General features: G+C 33.8%; 20 protein-coding genes. 9 read left to right on the top strand and 11 right to left on the bottom strand.

Annotation, left to right across the window (positions count from 1 at the left end; translation table 11 throughout):
* Positions 1-234: 234 nt before the first annotated feature.
* Positions 235-897, top strand: a complete 663-nt coding sequence (rpe, locus tag ACHRWY_RS06790) for a ribulose-phosphate 3-epimerase (RefSeq protein WP_395353502.1) — start codon at positions 235-237, stop codon at positions 895-897.
* Positions 898-1,074: 177 nt separating this feature from the next.
* Here rpe and ACHRWY_RS06785 read toward each other — a convergent pair whose 3' ends face one another.
* A complete protein-coding gene (locus ACHRWY_RS06785) occupies positions 1,075-1,914 on the bottom strand; it encodes an AraC family transcriptional regulator (protein ID WP_395353501.1) in 840 nt (279 codons plus the stop codon).
* Between the two features lie 83 nt (positions 1,915-1,997).
* On the opposite strand from ACHRWY_RS06785, the gene ACHRWY_RS06780 reads away from it, so the two are divergent.
* A complete protein-coding gene (locus tag ACHRWY_RS06780; RefSeq protein ID WP_395353500.1) occupies positions 1,998-3,539 on the top strand; it encodes an MFS transporter in 1,542 nt (513 codons plus the stop codon).
* Here ACHRWY_RS06780 and ACHRWY_RS06775 read toward each other — a convergent pair.
* Both ACHRWY_RS06775 and ACHRWY_RS06770 read right to left on the bottom strand, forming a co-directional pair.
* The gene (locus tag ACHRWY_RS06775; protein WP_395353499.1) at positions 3,536-4,321 is read right to left on the bottom strand and encodes a DNA/RNA non-specific endonuclease; all 786 of its coding nucleotides are present in this window, start codon (positions 4,319-4,321) and stop codon (positions 3,536-3,538) included. The genes ACHRWY_RS06780 and ACHRWY_RS06775 overlap by 4 nt on opposite strands.
* A 123-nt stretch (positions 4,322-4,444) precedes the next feature.
* A complete protein-coding gene (locus tag ACHRWY_RS06770) occupies positions 4,445-6,628 on the bottom strand; it encodes a carboxy terminal-processing peptidase (protein ID WP_395353498.1) in 2,184 nt (727 codons plus the stop codon).
* 212 nt (positions 6,629-6,840) lie between these two features.
* On the opposite strand from ACHRWY_RS06770, the gene surE reads away from it, so the two are divergent.
* The 5 genes from surE (at position 6,841) to ACHRWY_RS06745 (ending at position 11,662) form a co-directional block, all read left to right on the top strand.
* A complete protein-coding gene (gene surE / locus ACHRWY_RS06765) occupies positions 6,841-7,620 on the top strand; it encodes a 5'/3'-nucleotidase SurE (protein WP_395353497.1) in 780 nt (259 codons plus the stop codon).
* Positions 7,613-7,885 carry a hypothetical protein gene (locus ACHRWY_RS06760; protein WP_395353496.1) on the top strand — a complete coding sequence of 91 codons (273 nt, stop codon included), beginning with the start codon at positions 7,613-7,615 and terminating at the stop codon, positions 7,883-7,885. The genes surE and ACHRWY_RS06760 overlap by 8 nt, the downstream gene beginning before the upstream one ends.
* A gap of 68 nt (positions 7,886-7,953) precedes the next feature.
* Positions 7,954-9,072, top strand: a complete 1,119-nt coding sequence (lpxB, locus tag ACHRWY_RS06755; RefSeq protein WP_395353495.1) for a lipid-A-disaccharide synthase — start codon at positions 7,954-7,956, stop codon at positions 9,070-9,072.
* A gap of 120 nt (positions 9,073-9,192) precedes the next feature.
* On the top strand, positions 9,193-9,570 hold the full coding sequence (locus ACHRWY_RS06750) for a C40 family peptidase (protein WP_395353494.1): 378 nt from the start codon (positions 9,193-9,195) through the stop codon (positions 9,568-9,570).
* A 55-nt stretch (positions 9,571-9,625) separates the two neighbouring features.
* Positions 9,626-11,662 carry a ComEC/Rec2 family competence protein gene (locus ACHRWY_RS06745; RefSeq protein ID WP_395353493.1) on the top strand — a complete coding sequence of 679 codons (2,037 nt, stop codon included), beginning with the start codon at positions 9,626-9,628 and terminating at the stop codon, positions 11,660-11,662.
* Between the two features lie 18 nt (positions 11,663-11,680).
* Here the strand turns inward: ACHRWY_RS06745 and ACHRWY_RS06740 are convergent, their stop codons facing one another.
* From ACHRWY_RS06740 to ACHRWY_RS06705, 8 genes are all read right to left on the bottom strand, one after another.
* Positions 11,681-12,127, bottom strand: a complete 447-nt coding sequence (locus tag ACHRWY_RS06740; RefSeq protein ID WP_395353492.1) for a thioredoxin family protein — start codon at positions 12,125-12,127, stop codon at positions 11,681-11,683.
* Between the two features lie 217 nt (positions 12,128-12,344).
* Complete coding sequence (locus ACHRWY_RS06735) at positions 12,345-12,791, bottom strand: thioredoxin family protein (protein ID WP_395353490.1); 447 nt, start codon at positions 12,789-12,791, stop codon at positions 12,345-12,347.
* A 265-nt stretch (positions 12,792-13,056) separates the two neighbouring features.
* Complete coding sequence (locus tag ACHRWY_RS06730) at positions 13,057-13,509, bottom strand: thioredoxin family protein (RefSeq protein ID WP_395353489.1); 453 nt, start codon at positions 13,507-13,509, stop codon at positions 13,057-13,059.
* Between the two features lie 223 nt (positions 13,510-13,732).
* On the bottom strand, positions 13,733-14,200 hold the full coding sequence (locus ACHRWY_RS06725; protein WP_395353488.1) for a thioredoxin family protein: 468 nt from the start codon (positions 14,198-14,200) through the stop codon (positions 13,733-13,735).
* 52 nt (positions 14,201-14,252) lie between these two features.
* Positions 14,253-15,737 (bottom strand): peptide MFS transporter, encoded by a 1,485-nt coding sequence (locus ACHRWY_RS06720; protein WP_395353487.1) that lies wholly within the window; start codon positions 15,735-15,737, stop codon positions 14,253-14,255.
* A gap of 14 nt (positions 15,738-15,751) precedes the next feature.
* Positions 15,752-17,410, bottom strand: a complete 1,659-nt coding sequence (locus tag ACHRWY_RS06715; protein WP_395353486.1) for a peptide MFS transporter — start codon at positions 17,408-17,410, stop codon at positions 15,752-15,754.
* 76 nt (positions 17,411-17,486) lie between these two features.
* Entirely contained in the window at positions 17,487-19,163 is a 1,677-nt protein-coding gene (locus tag ACHRWY_RS06710; RefSeq protein ID WP_395353632.1) for a peptide MFS transporter, read from the bottom strand.
* 37 nt (positions 19,164-19,200) lie between these two features.
* Positions 19,201-21,372: a S9 family peptidase gene (locus ACHRWY_RS06705; RefSeq protein WP_395353485.1), complete on the bottom strand. Its 2,172-nt coding sequence runs from the start codon at positions 21,370-21,372 to the stop codon at positions 19,201-19,203.
* A gap of 182 nt (positions 21,373-21,554) precedes the next feature.
* On the opposite strand from ACHRWY_RS06705, the gene ACHRWY_RS06700 reads away from it, so the two are divergent.
* Together ACHRWY_RS06700 and ACHRWY_RS06695 are read left to right on the top strand one after the other, a co-directional pair.
* Complete coding sequence (locus ACHRWY_RS06700) at positions 21,555-22,868, top strand: hydroxymethylglutaryl-CoA reductase, degradative (RefSeq protein ID WP_395353484.1); 1,314 nt, start codon at positions 21,555-21,557, stop codon at positions 22,866-22,868.
* Between the two features lie 122 nt (positions 22,869-22,990).
* On the top strand, positions 22,991-23,911 hold the full coding sequence (locus tag ACHRWY_RS06695; protein WP_395353483.1) for a GYDIA family GHMP kinase: 921 nt from the start codon (positions 22,991-22,993) through the stop codon (positions 23,909-23,911).
* Positions 23,912-23,913: the final 2 nt, after the last annotated feature.

Here is a 23,913-nt window from a genome sequence, read left to right as displayed (position 1 = left end):
TGATTGACTGTTCGTTTTTTGATTGATGATTGAAACTCCGGCTGATTACCGGAGTTTTTTATTTTTAGCACAATTTAAATACAAAATATACCCAGATCTTTATTCTGCAGGAATACACAAGGCCTGCAACACTTTGGGGCCTCTGCGTAAATCTTTGCGGGCTTTGCGGTTAAATTTCAATATAATTCATAAATGATTTATCTTTGCAAAAAATAACACACACAACTACTTACAATGAAGAATACACTTATTGCCCCTTCTGTTCTTGCTGCTGATTTTGCCAATCTGCAACGTGATATCGAGATGATCAATAACAGTCAGGCCGATTGGTTTCATATTGATATTATGGATGGCGTTTTTGTACCGAATATCTCTTTTGGAATGCCGGTCCTGGAAGCCATTTCTAAACATGCAAAAAAATATATTGATGTACATTTAATGATCATTGATCCGGATAGATACATTAAAAACTTCGCTGATTTAGGAGCCAATGGCTTAACGGTACATTATGAAGCTTGTACCCACTTGCACAGAACACTACAAGCCATTAAAGCTGAAGGAATGAAAGCCGGAGTTGCTATTAACCCGCATACCAATATTGATTTATTAGAAGACGTTATAAACGATATCGACCTGGTTTGTATTATGAGTGTGAATCCTGGTTTTGGAGGACAGTCATTTATCGAAAACACCTATGATAAAGTAAAAAAACTAAAAGCTTTAATAACACGCAAAAATGCATCTACAATTATTGAAATTGACGGCGGTGTCACAAGCAAAAATGCAAAACAACTGGTAGAGGCCGGAGCAGATGTTTTGGTAGCAGGAAGCTTCGTATTCAAAGCCGAAAATCCAACACAAACTATTGCAGAGTTAAAAACTTTAACTGCTTTTTAAGTTTAAAAAAGATAAAGAATACCAGCCGAAGATTTCTCTTCGGCTTTTTTTATGTGATAAACTTCTAAATTAAATTGGCTTTAATCTGCAAAATCGGTGTAAAAAACATTGATAATCTTCAATTCGCCACTAAAACCTTTTTGCAAAATTCCGATCCAATGAATACTAAAAGTAAAATCAATTCGGAAAGACTTTGGCTTTTCTATATCCGGTCAAACTAATATCCTTATGTTTCTTAAAAAATTTATTGAGATGACTTTCATCAGAAAAACCAAACTCCTCTACAATTTCGTTAATTCTCATGTCACTAAAACTTAGACGATGCTCTATTAATCTGATTTTATAATTTGAAACAAAAGACTGAATCGTTTCTCCGCAATGATTCTTAAAATAGCTTCCCAGATACGTCTCTGATATATCAAATTGGACGGCTATCACGGAAATCTTTATTTTTTGTGGACAATAAATATTTGCCTGAATGTAATTGATGATTTCAAGAATTCTTTTGTCAACACTTTCTTTAATACCTGACGGTTTTACTTTTGCAATATTTCTTGCAGCAATTACAATAAGAGCATTAACATAATGTATCATTAAATCTTCATCATAAATATCCTTATTGTTTACGACATGAATCAATGCTTCTGATATTGATTTGACCAGAAATTCATCTTCTTTTCGTTTCAAAATACAACCCGATAAATGTGTTGCATAATGCAATAAGCATTCAATATGATCAATACTTCCTGATTTATATTGCTTTACAAACTCACTATTAAGCTTTACCAATAAAAACTCTGTTGTAGTATGAATATCAAAGGTGTGATAGTCATTTGGAGTAAGCAACATTAAATTACCGGTTTGATACGATATAGCATTTCCATTAATACGAAGCAATCCATTACCGGAGATCACATACACCAACTGAAAAAAACTAAACTGTGAATTTACTATCGGACATTCATCAACTTTTTTATAAATTACCTCCACCGATTGATGCATATTTTCTTTTCTCATCTTACAAAAGTACTTTTTTATCCTTTAATTATACTGATAAAAGACGAATACTCAGTTTATTTTTGCTAAAAATAAAATATAAAATGAAGCAAAAATTTTACTCCAGCAAAAACAACATTGCCTTAATTGCTATTTGTCTGGCCACCTTAATGTTTTCTCTTGAAATTTCGAGTGTTCCCGTTATCCTTCCAACACTAGAAAAGGTCCTGAATGCGAATCTAAAAGACATGCAATGGATCATGAATATCTACACCATAGGATGTACCACAGTTTTAATGGCAGCAGGAACGCTGGCAGATCGATATGGCCGAAAAAAGATTTTGATGATTACTTTAGTATTATTTGGTATCTCATCATTAATTTGCGGTTTAGCAGAGAATGTAACTTTGTTAGTAATCAGTCGTTTCTTTCAGGGAATAAGCGGAGGTGCAATGTTAATTTGTCAGGTCGCTACTTTATCACATCAATTTCAGGAAGGAAAAGAACGCAGTAGGGCCTTTAGTCTCTGGGGGATTATTCTTGGTGTCGGATTGGGTTTTGGTCCTATAATAGGAGGATCAATCATAGCAATATTGTCCTGGGAATGGGTGTTTTTAATACATGTTCCAATAGCAATTCTTGCTGTAATTCTAGTTTACGGTTATGTAGATGAATCTAAAGATTCCGATGCTAAAAAAATTGACATCTGGGGAATGATCACATTATCTGCCGCTGTATTTGGATTAACTTATTTTATTACACAAGGGCCTGACCTTGGTTTTACCAGCCCGATAGCTTTGGCTATTTTAGCTATTACCATAATAAGTTTTGTGTTATTTCTATGGGTCGAAAAAATGAACCCTTACCCGATGTTTGATTTTTCGGTATTTAAAATACGTGATTTTTCAGGTGCTATCCTGGGGTCTATTGGCATGAATTTTAGCTTTTGGCCTTTCATAATTTATCTTCCTATTTATTTCCAAAGCTGTCTGGGATATGATGTTGTAACGGTAGGCCTTTCTTTACTGGCTTATACCCTGCCTACTTTAATCATTCCTCCTTTTGCTGAATATCTTTCGGTTCGATATCGTTCAGGAATCGTAATTCCGTTAGGTTTATTTGTAATAGGATTGGGTTTTATAGTTATGAGATATGGCAGCATAGCAGAAAATGCCAGCTGGCTCACCATGCTTCCTGGTTCTTTACTGGCGGGAATTGGTTTAGGTTTAACCAATACGCCGGTTACCAATACAACTACTGGCTCTGTTCCTTCTAATCGTTCAGGCATGGCTTCAGGAATAGACATGAGCGCCAGATTAATTACCTTGTCTATTAATATTGCTTTAATGGGATTTATTCTGGTCAAAGGAATTTTCGTCTATTTAAATGCTGCTTTTTCCGGAGTAATCGATAAAAAAGCATTGCATTCTCTTTCAGAAAAAATTGCAGCAGGAAACTTTCCTTCTCCTGATCAGGATTTTCCTCAACTAATAACCTTAGATTCATCTCAATCCATTTTACATGCAGCACTGGCTCATGGTTTTGAAATGATACTACTTTATGGAGGTATTGGTGTCTGGATCCTGGCAATTATGAGTTTTTTACTATTCAATCCTCGCAAAAAGCAAAGTAGTTTATCGATTTAAAAATCCTTACTGCTTTTTAAGTTTTTCAAATTAGGAAAGAAATCAATTCCGGTCATTTTTTCTAAAGTTTCAATAGGAACCACAAAATCATATAGTGACTTATTACTATCTTGATTTGGAACCAAGAAAGCAATTGCTTTGTGTTCTTTTCCTGATTTAGCTAAAATAATTTTATAAAAATATTTAGGAACAGATACTTTTTCTGTTCCTATTTTTTTATCTGAATCTTTCAAAATTCCACCTGTTACAACATAAATATCATTGTATTTGCCTGCCCAATACCGTGTTTTTTGTTCCAGTCTGTTCCAGATTCCACTATTAAAATCGTGATCCTGAGGCGAAATATTCGAAGTGTAAAAGGTATCATCATAAGCACTTTTATTAAATTCCATATCACCTGCCGGACAAAGATGCCCTTTGTCATATCCGGAATTTTTATAATTTCTCCAATCCGCAGAACCTGTCGTTACTTTCGGATCTTCAATAAAATAAGGGCGTTTGTAATTTCCATCTTTCAAATATTCTTTTTTCAATTCATAAGCCACCCATTCTGCCTGCTCAAACTTTTCATTATAAGACAATGTATAATATTGATGTTTTACAACTTGTGTGGTGGTAGAAGTTGGTAAGTAAGCAATGGAATATAATGAATCTTTATCACTTTGATCAGATACAAATGAACTCTGTTGCTGTTGGTCATTTTCATTCGTCTGACTATTTATTTCCTTTTTACAGGAAAGCAACAAAAAACTTATCAGGCCCAACAATATATATTTTTTCATCTCTTATTCTTTTTATCCTATTACTCCCTCAAAAGTAACCACCAATTATAAACCTACAAAAAAACGCTCCAAAAAATTTGATTTCCCGGAGCGTTTTAAACAAATTAATTCTCTTTAAAGAATTTAAGATTTAACTAATTTATCTCTTTTTATTTTGCCTGTATTTGTATTCTTTACAACATTTTTAGATTGTAAATCATCTAAAACGTTTAATGCTTCTTCTACATAAACATCTTTAGATAGTGCCTGATGCCAGGCTTCTCTCTTTTCTTTTAAAGTGGCATCGCTATTCATTTCAAGTTCTTCATAAGGCAAAGATTTAAAAACCAGATTGTTTTTGTATTCTGAAATGGGTTTGTATTTCTTACCTTCACTTTCAACTTGTTCCTGAGTAGCTTTAAAATTTTTAATATTTAAGCTATATGTATTTTCTTTATTTTTTATATCAATCCATTTTGCATTATCTTCAATCAATTTAAACTGGGCATTCTGAGCAATTCTTCCTTTACTGTTCTCAATAGCTTTAGTAAAGTTTTCGTTTGTTTTCCAGGTACTGTAATCTGCCGGGTCTATCTTATCCCATGGCATTGCATTATCAATATCACGTTCTCCCATTTTTAAGTAAGCATAACGGTCCGGCATCACAACATCACTATGTACACCTTCTAATTGTGTTGAACCTCCGTTAATTCTGTAAAACTTTTGTCCGGTAATTTTCAAGGCCCCTAAATCTCCATAATTTGCATTTCGAACAAATTGATTTAGATCCAGTACATTTTGAACAGTTCCTTTTCCGTATGTCTGTTTACTACCAATGATAACTCCACGTTTGTAATCCTGAATCGCAGCAGCCAAAATTTCTGAAGCCGAAGCCGAGAAACTGTTTACCATAATTACTAATGGTCCGTCCCATTCGATTTTTTTATCTTTATCGTATAAAACTTCTTTCTTTTTTCCTGCAGATTTTACCTGAACAATTGGTCCTTCTTCGATAAATAATCCGGCAATATCAACTACGGTAGACAAAGATCCTCCACCGTCATCACGCACATCCAGTACAATTCCGTTAATATCTTCTTTTTTCAGTCTTTCAACTTCAAGAGCGATATCTTTTCCGGCATCACGACCGTCTTTATTTTCAAAATCGATATAAAATTTAGGCAAATAAATTACACCGTATTTCAATCCGTTTCTTTCTACAATACTAGATTTAGCGTAGGTTTCTTCGATTTCAACAACATCTCTTACAATAGAAATTACCTTAATTGTTCCGTCTACTTTTTTAACTGTAAGTTTTACTTCAGTTCCTTTGTGACCTTTGATTTTTTTCACAACATCATCTAAACGCATCCCTACAACATCTACAGGCTCTTCGTTTCCTTGTGCTACCTTCAGGATTAAATCTCCCGCCTCAAGTTGTTTTCCTTTCCATGCCGGTCCGCCGGAAATTAATTCATCGATTTGTGTAAAATCATTTTTCTTTGTTAATCTGGCACCAATTCCTTCTAATTTTCCGCTGATATTAACATCAAAACGATCTTTTTCTTCCGGAGCAAAGTAACTTGTATGCGGATCAAAACGCGTCATGATTGAATTTACATATACAGAAAACCAATCTTCTTTATTTAAATCTTTTATCAGACTAAAGTTATCGTCTAAAGATTTCAATGAACTTTCACGGGTTTCTTTCTCTAATGTTTCAAAAGATTTTGCTTTATAAGCCGGATCTGTTTTCTTTTTATCTTCTTCTAATTTTTGTTTGGTAACAAGCGAAGACAATGTCGATAACTTAATTTGCTTTCTCCATCTTTCATTGATTTCTGTTGCATTTTTTGCATAAGGCAACTTATCATAATCCGCATTAAAAGTTTCATCAACATCATAGTTGAATGGCTGCGCTAAAATAGTTTTATAGCGTTTTTTGCTTTCTTCCATTCTTTTCATCAATCTTGTATAAGTAAGATTGAAAAACGTTAAATCTTTATTTAAAAACTGATCATCCAGTTGCAACTCATATTGCTTAAACTCATCAATATCAGACTGCAAGAAGAATCTCTTCGAAGGATCTAATGCCTCTATATAGTCTTTAAAGATTCCTTTTGAAAATTCATCGTTTATTTCTGCCGGACTATAATGTCCTTTTTCAATAACAAACGCTAACAATTCTAAAAGTGTTTTATCTCTGTTTGGGTCCGGATCAACTGTTTTATCTGCATTTATTTTAAATGCAAACAATGTCAAAGACAAGCATAATACGGCTATAAGTATTTTATAATTTCTTTTCATAAACTTAATAATAGCATTCATCAAATTTTTTAATCTAAGTTAACAGTAAAAATTATGCCAGCATGCCAAGTTCGCTATAATTTTTTGTTAAAGATATAAAAATGTTTGATGTCCAAAAGTCTTCTTTAATTTAGTTTACAATTTTTATCTTTTTGTTAGTATTCTACCAAAATCTGTTACTACATTTGCTTTTACAAGCTTTAATTTTGCCAAATCAGAATAAAAACCGCAGCATGAAAAACGAAAAACCTTTAATATTAGTAACCAATGACGATGGAATTCTTGCACCCGGAATCAGAGCTTTAATTAGTGTTATGGAAACCATTGGCGATGTCGTTGTCGTAGCTCCGGACAAACCTCAAAGTGCCATGGGACACGCCATTACGATCAACAACACTTTATTTCTGGATAAAATTTCAAAAGAAGAAGATTTAATAACGGAATACAGCTGTTCCGGAACCCCTGTTGACTGTGTAAAACTCGCAGTAAATGAAATTCTAAAAAGAAAGCCCGACTTATGCGTTTCAGGCATTAATCACGGTTCAAATTCTTCTATAAATGTAATTTATTCGGGCACCATGAGTGCGGCTGTTGAAGCAGGAATCGAAGGAATTCAGGCCATTGGTTTTTCCTTATTGGATTTTGACTGGAATGCTGATTTCGAACAAATAAAATCATTCGTAAAAAAAATTACTTTAGAAACGCTTCAAAACAAATTACCTCCGGGCGTTGTGCTGAATGTTAATTTTCCAAAGCTAAAAGAAAAAGAAATTAAAGGAATCAGAATTTGTCGTCAGGCAAAAGCCTACTATGCACAAAAATTTGACAAAAGACAAACTCCTTACGGGAAAGATTATTACTGGCTAACGGGTAAATTTACCAACGAGGATAAAGGCGAAGACACTGACGAGTGGGCTTTGGAAAATGGCTATATTTCTGTAGTTCCCGTACAATTTGACCTGACAGCCCATCACACTATTCAACAACTTAATACCTGGAAATTAAATGAATAAAAAAGACATCTTGATTGGCTTTATAGTCGGAATTTTCACCTCATTACTTGGGAGTTATTTATTCATAACTTTCTTTACAACTTTTGATATTTCTACCGGAATCCAAACGATTAAGGAACAGGGTTATTTAGGCAAAGTAATCACATTGGGCACTACTTTAGATCTTGGTGTTTTTTTAATTCTCTTAAAGAAAAATAAAGAATATATTGCCAGAGGCGTTATTCTGGCCGTGATTGTGCTGGCAATTTCAACCCTATTTATTTAAATCTTATATTTGTCCGGCAAAAATTCTTTTGTGTTTAATAAAGGAATATTCTTTTCAAAAAAATTAATATGAAATATTACATAATAGCCGGTGAGGCGTCCGGAGATCTACACGGTTCTAATTTAATGAAAGCTTTGTACGAGGAAGATCCTCAGGCTGAAATTAGATTTTGGGGTGGTGATTTAATGCAAAAAGCTGGCGGAACTTTAGTAAAACACTACAAAGAACTTGCTTTTATGGGTTTTGTTGAAGTTATTTTTAACTTAAAAACCATATTAAACAACATAAAAATTTGCAAAAAAGACATCCTGGAATTCCAGCCGGATGTTTTAATTTTTATTGATTATCCCGGCTTTAACATGCGTATTGCGAAATGGGCAAAATCTTTAAATTACAAAACACACTATTATATTTCACCTCAAATTTGGGCCTGGAAAGAAAACCGTATTAAAGCAATTAAACACGATATCGATAAGATGTTTGTGATCCTGCCATTCGAAAAAAGTTTTTACGAAGATAAACATCATTTTCCTGTAGATTTTGTCGGGCATCCGTTAATTGATGCGATCCAGAATCAGCCTCCATTTGACGAAACTGTATTTAGAAAAGAAAATCAATTGGGAGAGAAACCCATTATTGCCATTTTACCCGGAAGCCGTCAGCAGGAAATTACTAAAATGCTGAGTGTAATGTTAAGTGTTGTTGATGATTTTCAGGATTACGAATTTGTAATTGCAGGCGCGCCCAGTCAGGACTTTGAGTTTTACCAGCAATTTATCAGCAATAAAAACATCAAATTTATTTCGAATAAAACGTATGATTTACTGCGTTCATCAACCGCAGCTCTGGTAACTTCCGGGACTGCAACTCTTGAAACTGCCCTTTTTAAAGTTCCTGAAGTTGTGTGCTATAAAGGAAGTTCTATTTCTTATCAAATTGCAAAACGCATTATTACTTTAAAATATATTTCGCTTGTCAATTTAATTATGGACGAGGAAGTTGTTACAGAATTAATTCAAAACGAATGCAATACCAAACGAATCAAAGAGGAATTGCAAAAGCTATTAGAACCTCGCTATCGCGAAAAACTACTTAAGAATTACGATATTCTCGAGCAAAAATTAGGCGGGGTTGGTGCCAGCAAAAAAACCGCTAAACTTATAGTTACGGATTTAAAACAAGCTTAATTCTTTTTTGTTTTGAAAAAAATATACCTTTTAGCACTTACAGCAATTCTATTTGCTTCTTGCAAATCAGCGTCAACGTCAGTTACACGGAAAGAATCAAAGCGGGAACACAAAAATATTGTGAGCAACCTAATCGAACATGCAACAGATAATATTGGTGTTCGCTACAAAGCTGGCGGAACAACAAAAAGCGGTTATGATTGCTCCGGATTGGTCTTTACAACTTTTGAATCTGAAAATATCAAATTGCCCCGAAATTCCTTTGAACAGGCAAAAGTTGGAAAGATAATTAAATTTAATGATGCCCAAAAAGGCGATTTAATTTTTTTCAGAACCAATAAAAGCAAGCAAATTAATCATGTGGGCCTAATTGTCGAAGTCAATTCAAATGAAATTAGGTTTGTACATTCTTCAACATCAAAAGGAGTTATTATTTCTTCCACCAAAGAACCTTACTATCAAAATTCCTTCGCTCAGATCAATAGAATTGTTGACTAGACAGAAACAAATAAAACATATCTTTTTTCTTACAATTTTTTAATACTTTTGAACCATGAAAGTATTAGATTTCCCTTTAACCAAAATTACACTTTGGTTCATCTTTGGTATTTTGTTTTCTTATTATTGCCAACCTGCAATCACAATAATCGTCTTTGCATTTATTGTTGGCTTAATTGCATTTCTGACACTTTACTTCACCATAAGGAAAAATAAAAAGGCGATCCCATTCTTTGGAATGACAACATATTATATTTCATTCTTTATTGGAAGCCTGACACTTATATCGCACACAGAATCCCTTCAAAATTCCCATTACACTCATTGCAAAAAAGCATTTGAAACCCCGCAGACTATTACTTTTACCTTACGCGAAAAACTAAAGGGCAATACCTACAATGATCGGTTTACGGCCCTGATCAGCAACATTAATAACAAAGCATATTCAGGAAAGGTCATTGTAAACATAGAGAAAGACAGTATTAAAGAGGACCTTAAAATTGGCCATATTTTAAGAGCTAATACCTCTTTACAATACAACAGTTCTAATAAAAACCCCAATCAATTTGATTATGGTAAATATCTGGCCGACAAACAAATTTATGCCCAGTTATATTTAAACAAAGCCGAAATCTCAATTAATCAGAATAGTAAAAAAGATATTTGGTATTACTCCGGCCTTTTACATGCCCGGATCATTCGTAATCTTGAAAAAGCACATTTTAACAAAGCCGAAATGAATGTTGCCCTGGCGTTAATTTTAGGTCAGCAACAGGAGATCTCATCTGATATTATACAGGATTATCAGTATTCCGGGGCTACTCATATCCTTTCGGTTTCAGGATTACATGTAGGCTTTATTATGCTCTTTATTAATTTTATTCTAAAGCCAATCCCAAATACCCGCAAAGGCTCTTTTATAAAATTACTTTCCGTTTTACTATCCCTGGGTATTTTTGCCATAATTTCAGGATTATCGCCTTCAGTTTTACGCTCCGTCGTTATGTTTTCATTTGTAGCTATTGGCAGCCACTTACGAAGAACAGGCAACATTTATCACACATTACTGGTTTCTGTTTTGCTAATACTCCTTTTCGAACCCTATTTTCTATTTGATGTTGGTTTCCAGCTAAGTTATATTGCCTTATTTTCTATCATTTGGTTACAACCTGTTTTAAAAAACATCCGGGAGCCAAAACATAAAATTACCGTATATATCTGGAATGCATTAACAGTTTCATTTGCCGCACAAATTGGCACACTCCCACTTTGCCTGTATTACTTTCATCAATTTCCGGGCTTGTTTTTTGTAACTAATATTGTTATTATTCCAATTTTATCCTTTATCATGATTGCCGGAATTATAGTTATGCTTCTGGCTATTTTTTCGCCTCCTCCTTTGGTATTAATCGAAATCTTCGAAAAAAGCATTTACTTTTTAAACGAAACAATTCATTGGGTTGCTTCATTTGAATGGTTTGTCATTCGGGATATCAGCTTTAATTCTTACTATCTGTTGACGTTTTATCTCATGATTATTTCTGCTGTTATTTGGGCAAAGAAACCCGATTACAGCAAACTAATTATTTTACTAATCTCATTAATTTCAGTTCAGGTTTCTTTGATTTATACCAAAAAAGAAATAGAAAGCCAACATGAAATGATTCTTTACCACACAAAGAAAAATACTTTAATCTCTGAAAGAACCGGAAAAAATATCTCCATTTATTCGAGCGATACACTTGCTGCAAAAGCATCAAAAAACAATGTTTTGAATGCTTATTTAGTTGGAAATTACGGGAATATCAAATCTGTTTCTAAAATCAAAAACACTTTGTTTTTTAATGGTGAAAAAATTTTAGTAATTGATAGTTCCGGTATTTACAAAAACAAAATTCAGCCGGATATACTCCTGCTTACGCAATCACCCAAAATAAACCTGGATCGGGTTTTATTAGATTTACACCCCAAATTCATCATTTCAGATGCTTCTAATTCTTATTCCATTCAAAAAAAATGGAAAATAACATGTCTTAAAAAGGGAGTTCCTTTTCATTCAACCAGCGAAAACGGATTCTATAAAATGAAATGACAAACCTTAATTTATCCTTTACTCTCCACGTATTACTTTTTTCGCATCACTAATCCATTTCTTTGCTCCTCCAAATTTATAATCAAGAAGCCCCAGCTTATTTATAGTAGGTTTATTTTTCCTGACAGAAGCTGTAGCAAGGCAAACCTGCGGTAATTCCTCAATACCCAAAGCTTCTTTTAATTTTAAATTTTGATCTTTCTCTGTATCCGTTATGGTTGAATCAGACAAATCCAGTTTTAGCAAAACAACGCTATTTGACCAGTCTACAAAATCCGGAGTTGCAAAAACCTCATTCTGAATACTCTGCGAAATACCAGATGCCGTAAAAAAAATCAATAAAGGTTTTCTTTCTTCATCACTTTTTAAAATGGCCTCATTCATATTGGTTTTCCAGGTTAAACTTTGTGAATGCAGAAGGAAAGAGGCTGGAAAAAATAGTAGAAATAGTAATTTTTGTTTCATACTGAAGTGATTTAAATTATATTTATTTTACTAATTTAACAAAATTACAAACAAAAACAAGTTTAAATAAAAAATTATATAAATAAAATTAGCTTAAAACGACCAACAGCCAATAAAATCACAATTTAAACATAGTTTTAAAATACTTTCAAATACAAAAAATCCCTTCTCGTTCATTAAGTTAAGAAGGGACTATAAAGTCAACCGTGAAATTGATCTACGGATTTAAAAGCGAATTAGCATCAGCAATCCAAACCTTTGCTCCTCCTTGTCTAAAAGGAACTATGCCTACACTATTAAAAGTAGTCTTACCTTTTCGAACTGAAGCAAATACTAAACATGTTTGAGGTAACTCCTGGACACCCAAAGAATTTTTCAGCCTCACATTCTGATCTCTAACAACATCAGATATTTCAGTGTCAGACAAATCAAGTTTTACCAGAATTACATTGTCTCTTGACCAAACGGCAAAATCAGGAGTTACAAAAACGTCATTCTGAATTTTTGTCGATACTCCAGACGCCGTAAAATAAATCAGTAAAGGTTTTTTTTGTTCATCACTCATCACAATAGCATCATTCATATTTGTTTTCCAAACTAAATTTTGCGCCTGCATAAAAAACGAACCAAAAAAGAATAATGGGATAAGTAGTTTTTTGGTCATATTAAATTTCTTAGTAGGTTAATGCGCCTAAATTAATATAATATTCACACCAAACAAGCTATATCTCAATAAAAAATAACTAAAAATTAGCAAAAACAGCAAATCATTAATAAAACCTTAATTTTTTATTGAAATGAAAAAAAATCTCTTCATAAATAACAATACTACACATTAAAGCAGTGAACTGTTGAAAAAAAAATCCCTTCTTACGCTAACGTAAAAAGGGAATCTACAAATTAAACTAAGAAACTTAATTTAAATTTAATTATTCACTTGGGTGCAAAATCGCATTTGATTCTGCGATCCACACTTTAGCTCCACCTGGTTTGTAAGCAATTTTTCCTAAAGCACTAAATGTGGTTTTGTTTTTTCGAACCGAAGCACTTGCAAAGCAAACTTCAGGTAAATCCTGAACTCCAAATGCATTTTTTAATTTTACATTTTGTTCTTTATCACTATCATCTGTAGTGACATCAGATAAATCCAGTTTTACCAGAACAACATTATCACGCGACCAGACTGCAAAATCCGGAGTTTTAAAAATTTCGTTCTGAAGATTCTCCGGTACACCTGAGGCAGTGAATAGAATTAACATTGGTTTTTTTTGTTCATTACTAATTGCAATAGCATCAGTCATATTTGTTCTCCAAACTAGATTTTGTGCATGCATAAAAAATGAACCGAAAAAGAATAGTAGGATAAGTAATTTTTTGGTCATATTAAATTGGTTTTGGTTAGAATAGCATGACGAAATTAACATATTATTTTAATTTTCCAATTTTTATTAATACAAAAAATACATTATATGTTTTTTTAATTGCAATAAAATACAAAATATTTAATTTACCCTAAATTAATGTTCAGATTTTCTTACTAAACAAAAAAGCTCCTTACACATTCGTAAGGAGCTTTTTATATTTTTTTAAGTACTTTTTTTCTTTTTAAGATTTTTTTGGATGAACAATTCCTTCTGCAACTGTTAACCAGGCAGATGGACCACCGGCAACATAACCCGTTTGCCCAAGACCTTTAAAATTTACTTTACCATCTTTCGATTCGGCACTTGTAAAAAATACGGTAGGAAAACCCTGAATTCCAAAAGCCTGTTGCAATTCATTATTCTGGCTTTTAAGCTCAGGAGTCTGTGCTGTTCTTCGGGGATAATCCAGTTCAACCAAAACAACATTGTCTGTCGCCCATTTTTTAAACTCAGGAGTTTTTAAAACTTCATTCTGCAAACGAATACACCAGCCGCACCAATCACTGCCGGTAAAAAACATTAGCATTGGCTTTTGTTCTTTATTACTTACTGTAATCGCTTCTCTTACATCTGTATACCATTTTAGTTCTTGTGCCTGCGTTGCAAATGCACCAACTAAGAATAACATTATCAAAAATATTTTTTTCATTTTTATCTTATTTTCCACAAATTTAAACAAAAAAAGAATTGTAAAATGTTGTCTATTTTACTTCTTGCATTAATTTTCTAATAATTGGCGAAATCGCAATTAAAACAACTCCCGCAACAAGCGAATAGATAGCCAACTGATAATAACCCTCTGTATACGACTGAAGCTTAGAAAGTAACGTATCGCCTGTATTTGATCTCGATATCTCTGCCCCTAGCTTTCCGGCAAACAATTGTCCGAAAGCACTAGCCAGAAACCATAATCCCATCATCATCCCGAATAGTCTCTTTGGAGATAATTTGGTAATAATCGACATACCGATTGGCCCCAGGCAAAGCTCTCCAATTGTCGTAACCAGATAAGCAAAGGTAAATACATTTAAAGATGCTATACCTTTAGAATTTGCAAAAAACTTAGTCAGATAAAAAACATAAAATGACGCTCCTAAAAATAAGAATCCAATTCCGAACTTTATTAAGGTGTTAGGCTCAATCTTTCTTTTTCCCAGCCAAATCCACAACAAACCAATTAGCGGACTTAAAACTACCACAAAAAAGGTATTCGAACTGTTATTTACCACATTAGGATCAATGGTGAAAAACAGCAATTTACTGCTTAAATTATCTTTTGCAAAAAGAGATAAAGAACCTCCACTTTGCTCATAAATAGCATTAAACAAAAGATAGAAGAATACAAACAAAAAGGCCGCAAAAAGCTTTTTCTGTAATTTCACATCTCCCAGTTTAATTAGTTCATAAGTAAAATACAATACGGCAATTATTCCAATCGTGTACATGAAATAATCAGTGTAATCGGTATTTTTTACCATTATAAAGATAAACGGCAAGCTTAAAATCGATACTGCATATACGGCAATTTCACGAATTCGTCGTTTTGCCGGCTCTAATTCCAATAAAGGAGAATCTCCAATTGGGCCTAAATATTTTTTAGTAAACAAAAAGGTAATCAAACCTAAAAACATCACTACAGCTGCCGATAAAAAGCACAATTGCCACGAATAAAATTTCCCTAAATAAATACACAACGCGCCTCCTAAAAGACCCCCTACGTTTATTCCGGCATAAAACATACCATAACCTGCATCTCTTCTGCCATCATTTTCATGATATAACTCACCCACCATAGAAGAAACGTTTGGCTTAAAAAAACCTGTTCCAATGATTGAAAATGCAATACCGTAATAAAACATGGTCTGAGGCGAAAAGGCGATCAAAAGATTCCCCAGAATCATGACGATCCCTCCAAAAAATAATGATTTTTTAAATCCCAGTACTTTATCCGCGAAAATACCCCCAATAAAAGTAAAGGCATATACAAAAGCCTGAATGGCTCCGTATTGTAAATTGGCATGTTCATCTTTTAACAAAAGCTGATCTACCATAAAAAATGTAAGCACACCACGCATTCCATAAAAGCAAAACCGTTCCCACATTTCAACAAAAAACAAATACCATAATTGTTTTGGGTAATTGCCTTTAAAATTTTGAATCTCCTCTAAAGTAATCTTTTGCTCCATTTATTTATTTATAATTAATTGATTCCTCTTTCTTTCATCACCTTATTAAGTTGCTTCACTAAAGCAAACATCAGCACGGTCGCAAACATTAACAGTGCAAAATTAACCCAAAAAAAGTTGACTTTATTATTGTACGTATCCCACATACTAGCCAAAACCCCACTTAACTTATTTCCAATCGACGTAGATAAAAACCACCCTCCCATCATCAAAGAAGTAATATTTACGGGACTTAATTTAGACACTACCGATAATCCCATAGGACTCAAAAACAATTCTCCTATTGTTATGATTCCATAATTTGCCACCAGCCACCAGGCACTAACTTTTTCTGCTCCATTATTACCAATTTTTACTGCAGCTATCATAACCAGAACCGATAACGCCGAAATCAACAAACCAAAAGCAATTTTAGTAGGTGTTGAAGGTTCTTTTTTTCTGGATCGTAAAAAAGAGAAAAACGCAACAATCAAGGGTGTTAATATAATTACCCAGGCCGGGTTAATAGACTGACTTAAATTTGTAGCCCAAAGATGTACTTTAGCACCTTCAGCAGGTAATTTCTCCGGGACAACATTTCTAAAATACAAAGGATAATTGACCTCTTTCTCTACAACTCCATTTACCTTTTGCAAACGAAACTGATGATCGTAAAGCTCTGTAGATTCTTTTTTGTACTCTACTTCTTTGGCTAATTTTAGCTTTCCAACAAACTGACCGGTTGTTCCGGCCACTTCCCTGTCGGTGTAGCGGTCAGCCCAGGTAGTAAGCGCTGAACCATTAAGTTTGAAAACACCCCAAAACAAAATTACTACTCCAAAAATAGCCAACAAGGCCCCAATTGATCGTTTATCTTCTGCTTTAGCTTTAAAATAAAGTGATCCGTAAAAGAAAATTATCGGAATACAGGCAAAAATAAAAGCATCTGTACTGTCTGAACCAAAAACAGAGCTGTCTAAATTAGTTTCTGAAGCTACTCCTTTTATCAGCCAGCCAATGGCTCCAAAAATAAAGGAAGGCAATAAAATAAACAGGATAATTTTATAAAAAGGCATATCGCCTTCCTGCACACCCTTTTTCTGATCATATCCCACGTAATGTTTCGTGCCTAATAAAAACACAATAACCCCTATAAACATCCCGACACCTGCCGCCATAAAAGCCCAGTGCCAGCCTAAAAGGATTTGTAAAGCAGCCCCAAAGAAATTACAGATAAAACCGCCAACGTTAATTCCCATATAGAAAATATTGTAGCCTTCATCTTTTTTATCTTTATATTCTTCTTTGGAATAGAAGCTTCCCAGCAATGTAGAAATATTGGGTTTGAAAAAACCATTTCCAATAATCACCAAAGTCATGGCAATATAAAGTACTGTTATGTCGTGTATTCCCATTAAGAAATAGCCAATACCCATTAAAATTCCACCGAAAATAATAGACTTCCTATATCCTAAATAGCGATCAGCAACAAGTCCGCCAATAAAAGGGGTTAGAAAAACCAATGCAATAAAAGTCCCGTATAGATCAGAAGCTTCTTTCTCGGTCATAGCAAAACCATCCTTTACATCTTTTAGATATAAAGTAAAGATTCCAATCATTAAATAATACCCAAAACGCTCCCACATTTCAGATAAAAATAAAAAAGGCAATGCTTTTGGATGCTTTTTCCACATAACTACAAACTCTTTAAAATTAAAATTACCTACAAGCCTAAACCTGTAGGTAATTCTGATATATCATTTTGATTATTTACCTAACACCATGCATCATTTTTTTCAGGAATGGAGTCAAAGCAAATAATACAATTGCCGCGATCCCTGTTAAAACAACAAATACCATAAAAAATTCATATAAATTATGGATTTCGAATCCGGCAAAAAAGTGGTTATGAACACTAATCTGATGTTGATCTAATAAAGCTATCTGCTCAGCAGTTGGTACAATTTTATTATCTAAAACTGCCTGAAGATCAATCCCTAATTCTTTTGCTTTTGCAAATTTATCACCAGTTGCAGGTAAGATAGAACCTAAAGTCCCTCCTAAAGCATAACCAGATGCATTTGACAGGAAAAATACTCCGTACAATAATGACGCAAAACGCTTTGGAGATAATTTACCTACTAATGACAAACCAATTGGAGACAAGCACAACTCAGCGCATGTATTTAAGAAATACAATAAAATAAGCCATTTAACCAATAACAAACCTGAAGTTCCAATATATGAAACCTGAGTTGCAATCATAAAGAAACTTAAAGATATCACAACCAATCCTACGGCTAATTTTACAGGAGAAATTGGTTCTCTGTCTTTCGCTCTTAAAGTATCCCATAGTATACTGAAAGGCACCGCTAATATCACTACAAATAGTCCATTAAAAATCTGAACCATAGATGGGGGCATTTGCCAGCCAAAGAAATTTCTATCCGTTTGGTTATCTGCAATAAAAGTTAAAGATGAACCTGCTTGCTCAAAAGCTGCCCAGAAGAAAATAATAAAGAATGAGACGATATAAATAACTATAATTCTGTCTCTCTCAATTTTAGTTAAAGAAGTATCGGAAATAATTAAGCCGGCCAATGATAAACCACTTGAGTAAATTAGTGTATAAATCAAATTCTGACCTACAGCGTAGTGAAAAAAGAATCCTAAAGCAATAAATGCAACTCCCGCAATTATCAAAGCTTTATTAGAAAAATTAGCTTTTTGCGCTTCTCCTTCTTCAAAATCAGAAGCATCGTTTTTAGAAGGCAAACCTCCTAATGGTTTTCCTTCAGGAGAAACCACATATTTATTTTTCAGGAAGTAAAAAAGAACTGTCCCTAAAAGCATCGCAACAGAAGCCGCCATGAATCCCCATCTAAAAGCATGAATATCCCTAATTCCGCCTGCATCTTTTACATCTCCCAACAAAGGACAAATAGACTGACCTAAAAAAGCCCCGATATTAATTCCCATGTAGAAAATAGTAAAAGCACTATCTAATTTTGTTTTTTCCTGTTTAGGATACAAACTTCCCACCATACTGGAAATATTTGGCTTGAAGAATCCGTTACCAAAAACAATAACTCCTAATGCAGAATACATGATGATTTTTGCCAAACTTAAGTTAGACTCAAAAACACTTCCGCTGGTAAACAACAACAGTTGTCCAATGGCCATTAATAACCCGCCTAAAAGGATACAATTTCTGTTTCCTAAGAAACGATCGGCAACAAAACCACCCAACATTGGTGTTAAGTAACAAAGTCCAAGGAAACCTCCATAAATTAAAGACGCTTCTTCTTCCTTCATCAACAATGAATTCACAAGAAATAAAGTTAATAAAGCTCGCATTCCATAAAAATTGAACCGCTCCCACATCTCCGTTCCAAACAATACCCAAAGTCCTTTTGGATGTGCAGTTTTTACTTTAGTTTCTCCCATATTATTCATTATTTATTTAAGGTTAATTTGTTTTAAATTATAAATTTTCTTTGATAAAGTTAGTCATTTTATTATAAAGCTGAATTCTGGTCTGACCACCATAAATCCCGTGATTTTTATCCGGATATATCTGAGAATCAAATTGTTTATTGGCCTGAATTAACGCTTCCATCATTTGCATTGAATTTTGCACATGAACGTTGTCATCACCAGAACCGTGAATCAATAAAAACTTACCTTTTAATTTATCAACGTGGTTTATTGGAGAGTTTTGATCGTATCCGCTTGCATTTTCCTGAGGAGTCTGCATGTATCTCTCTGTATAAACACTATCATAAAAACGCCAGTTTGTAACCGGAGCTACAGCAATTGCCATTTTAAACACATCATTCCCCTGAAAAATACAGTTAGAAGCCATAAATCCGCCATAGCTCCAACCCCAGATTCCAATTCTTGAAGCATCAACGTACGGATAAGCACCAATTACTTTTGCCGCATCAATTTGATCTTCTACTTCATATTTCCCTAATTGTAGCTGAGTCACTTTTTTGAAATCAGCTCCTTTAAAACCAGTCCCTCTTCCATCAACACAAGCTACGATATATCCTTTTTGTGTCAACATCATAAACCAATATTCATTAGAACTTCCCCAGGCATTTACCACTTGTTGTGATCCTGGCCCGGAATACTGAATCATGAAAACCGGATATTTTTTTGAAGGATCAAAATCTTTTGGCTTCATAATCCAGGCATTTAGCTCATTTCCTTTAGCTGTTTTTAAAACAAAATATTCTTTAGCCGGCAAATTATAAGCTACCAATCCCGCAGAAAGATCTTTGTTATCCTCAATAACCTGAACTTCCTTACCTGTCTTTGCTTCATTTAACGTGTAAGTTGTTGGTTGAGAAGCGCTGGAAAATGTGGTAATAAAATATTGAAAATTAGGGCTAAAAGTTGCCGCACTTGATCCGGTTTTTGTTGTTAAACGTACTTTATTTTTTCCGTCTAATCCAATTCTGTAAAGATCCCTGTTGATAGAACCATTTTCTGTAGACTGATAGAAAATAGTTTTTGTTTTTTCGTCGAAACCGTAATATGAAGTTATTTCCCAGTTTCCTTTTGTAACCTGATTTTTAAGTTTTCCGGTTTTATCATACACATAAATATGATTAAAACCATCTTTTTCGCTTGTCCAGATAAAGCTGTTATCTTTTAAGAAAGTCAAATTGTCTGTAACATCGACATAAGCTTTATCTTTTTCATTTAAAACCACTTTTGCAGTAGCAGTAGTTCCGTCAACAAATAATAAATCAAGATTATTCTGGTGGCGGTTTAAAACCTGAGCTGACAAAGTATTATTATCATTGGTCCATTGCAGTCTTGCAATATAAAAGTCATTATAATTTCCTAACTGTACTTTTTTAGTTGCATTGGCAGCCGCATCATAAATATGTAATGAAACTTCTGAATTTTTCTCTCCTGCTTTCGGGTATTTAAACGTTTCAATTGTTGGATAAAGGTCTTTATGAAACATTGACATTGAAAATTCCGGAACTGCACTTTCATCAAAACGAATATAGGCTAATTTTTTACTGTCTTTACTCCAGTCAAAAGCCCGGACAAAAGCAAATTCTTCTTCGTAAACCCAATCCGTGATACCATTAATAATTGCATTTTTCTTTCCGTCAGTTGTGACTGCTGTTGATTTTTTAGAGGCTACATCATAAACATATAAATTGTTTTCTCTGGCATAAGCAATTTTAGTTCCGTCAGGTGAGAAAGTAGGTTCCTGTACCTGAAAATCAAAAAGTTTTATCAGTGATTTTGTAGTTAAATCATATAAAAAATAATCTGCCGTAAAAGAGTGACGAAAGATTTTGTTTGAATTACAGGCAATTAAAATCTTTTTTTCAGAAGCATCAAAAGTATAGCTGTCAATTCCGTCGGCAAGATCCTTATGATTTTTTGTATCAATTAAGTTCGATACTTTTTTTAGGGTTGCAAAGTCATACAAATCTATCTGCATACTTCTGCTGGCCTGATCTACATTTAAAACTGTATACTGGTCTGTATTCTTTAACGATTGCAGCTCATCCATTCCTTTTGCACGAAATGCTCCGCTATAAATATCTTCGACAGTAATTTTTTGTTGGCCAAAAACAGTCGCCACTAAAAATAAAAGTATTACAGTAATTTTACTCGTATTCATTGAGAATTATTTTAAATATAAAAAAGAGCCCAATTTTAGTAAAAAAAATAAACATAATACACATTTTAAGTGTTAAATGTTAAAAAAAATAACGATTGCGCTTTTTCAAATTCCAAATACATTGCAATCAAAAGTCTTAAAATGGTATCTTTGCCGCAACATTATTATTTAAAATACTGAGAATGAACAACGCTGTTGCCGGATTTTCTAAATTATCCAAAAAAGAAAAAATAAACTGGATCGCCAATACCTATTTTTCAAGCCCTGAAGATGCGCTAAATATTATAAGAAATTACTGGAATTCAGATGAAAAGCTTCAACAATTGCATGATGAATTTATAGAAAATACAATTACTAATTTATATATCCCACTTGGAGTTGCGCCTAATTTTTTAATCAACGGACAATACAAAACCATTCCTATGGCGATTGAAGAAAGCTCTGTTGTTGCCGCTGCAGCAAAAGCAGCAAAATACTGGTCAACAAGAGGTGGCTTTAAGGCCACTGTAATTGATACGGAAAAAATTGGCCAGGTTCATTTTACTTTTAATGGAGATGCCGAAAAATTACATTCTTTTTTTGATCAGATAAAACCTAAATTCTTCTCAGACACACAAAGCATTACTAAAAACATGCAACAACGTGGCGGAGGAATTCTGGATATTAAACTAAAAGACAAACGCAGTTTACTTGAAAATTATTTTCAGCTTCATGCCACTTTCGAAACCAAAGACAGTATGGGGGCAAATTTTATAAATTCCTGTTTGGAACAATTTGCTGCCACTTTAAAGGATGAATTTCAAAATTCAAGCCTGTTTTCTGAAGATGAATCTGTAAAAGTAATCATGAGCATTTTGTCAAATTATGTCCCAAATTGCATTGTCAGAGCAGAAGTTTCCTGCCCAATAGAAGATTTAACCGAAAAACACATCCCAAATCCTCAGGAATTTGCGGAGCGATTTTTACAAGCTGTGCAAATTGCCGAAGTCGAACCTTTTAGAGCGGTAACCCATAATAAGGGAATCATGAACGGAGTTGACGCCGTAATTCTGGCTACCGGAAATGATTTTAGAGCCGTAGAAGCAGGAGTACATGCTTATGCCTCTAAAAACGGACAATATGCAAGTTTATCCCATGCAAAAACAGAGAACGGAATTTTCACTTTCTGGCTCGAAATTCCGTTAGCACTAGGAACCGTTGGCGGATTAACTTCATTGCATCCTTTAGTAAAACTATGTTTTGATATCCTCGAAAAACCTTCAGCCAAGGAACTCATGCAAATTGTAGCCGTTGCCGGACTAGCACAAAATTTTGCCGCTTTACGCTCGCTAACGACTACCGGAATTCAGGAAGGACACATGAAAATGCACTTAAACAACATTATCAATCAATTTGAAGCTACCGAAGAAGAACGCCGATTAATTAAATCTCATTTTAAGAAAAATGTAGTTTCTCACAGTGCAGTTGTTGAATTTATTGAGAATCTGAGAAAATAAACGAGAAACTCCGAGCAACACTGACGGATAGGGAGCTCATCCCGCTATCCGTTTCAATCTTTTGCTTTTTGAAAGAAAAAAGCAAAAGGATTTTCACTGCTATCGGGGCTAAAAATTTACGTATGCAAACAACCTTTTACAGTAACGGAAAACTCTTAATTACAGGCGAATATTTAGTTTTAGATGGCGCCAGAGCTTTTGCATTACCTACTAAATTTGGTCAAAATTTAATTATACAAAACGGTTCAAACCAGGAAATACAGTGGAAAAGTTATGATTTCGATGATCATCTTTGGTACGAAGACACTATTTCCTTTTCTGAAATTATCCATAATATCAATACCAAAACCGAAACCGTAAAATCTACTTTAATCCAGATATTACACGAAGCGTATCTTTTAAATCCTGATTTCATAAATAATTCCGAAGGGTATAAAATCAGTACACAACTTACATTTCCAAAAAACTGGGGATTAGGTACTTCTTCGACTTTATTAAACAATATTGCCCAATGGACCCAAATTGATGCTTTTACGCTGCTCAAAAACAGTTTTGGCGGAAGCGGTTATGACATTGCATGTGCGCAGAATGACACTCCAATTGTTTATCGTCTGGAAAACAGTTCACCTCTGGTAGAAGCTGTAAGCTTTAATCCTGATTTTACATCAAACATCTACTATGTTTACCTAAATAAAAAGCAAAACAGCAAAGCTGCTATAAATGCTTACTACAATAATAAGAATCAGAATTTAGCGCAAAACATTACCGATAATAATAAAATTACGGCCGCTGTCCTAAATGCAAAAACCTTACAGGAATTTGCTCACGCTATTGAAAAACATGAAATTCACTTAAGTAATATTTTGGAAATACAAACTATTAAAGAGATTGCTTTTCCTGATTTTAATGGTGTTATCAAAAGTCTTGGTGCCTGGGGAGGCGACTTTGTAATGGTGATCTCTAAAGAAAACCCCGAAGCTTATTTTATCTCTAAAGGATATAAAACGATCCTTAAGTATGATGAAATGATTTTACAGAAATAAAA

Source organism: Flavobacterium sp. FlaQc-48 (assembly GCF_044007335.1).
GTDB lineage: Bacteria > Bacteroidota > Bacteroidia > Flavobacteriales > Flavobacteriaceae > Flavobacterium.
Note: the sequence above shows the minus strand (reverse complement) of the source record. Positions and strands in the feature narration are given on the sequence as shown.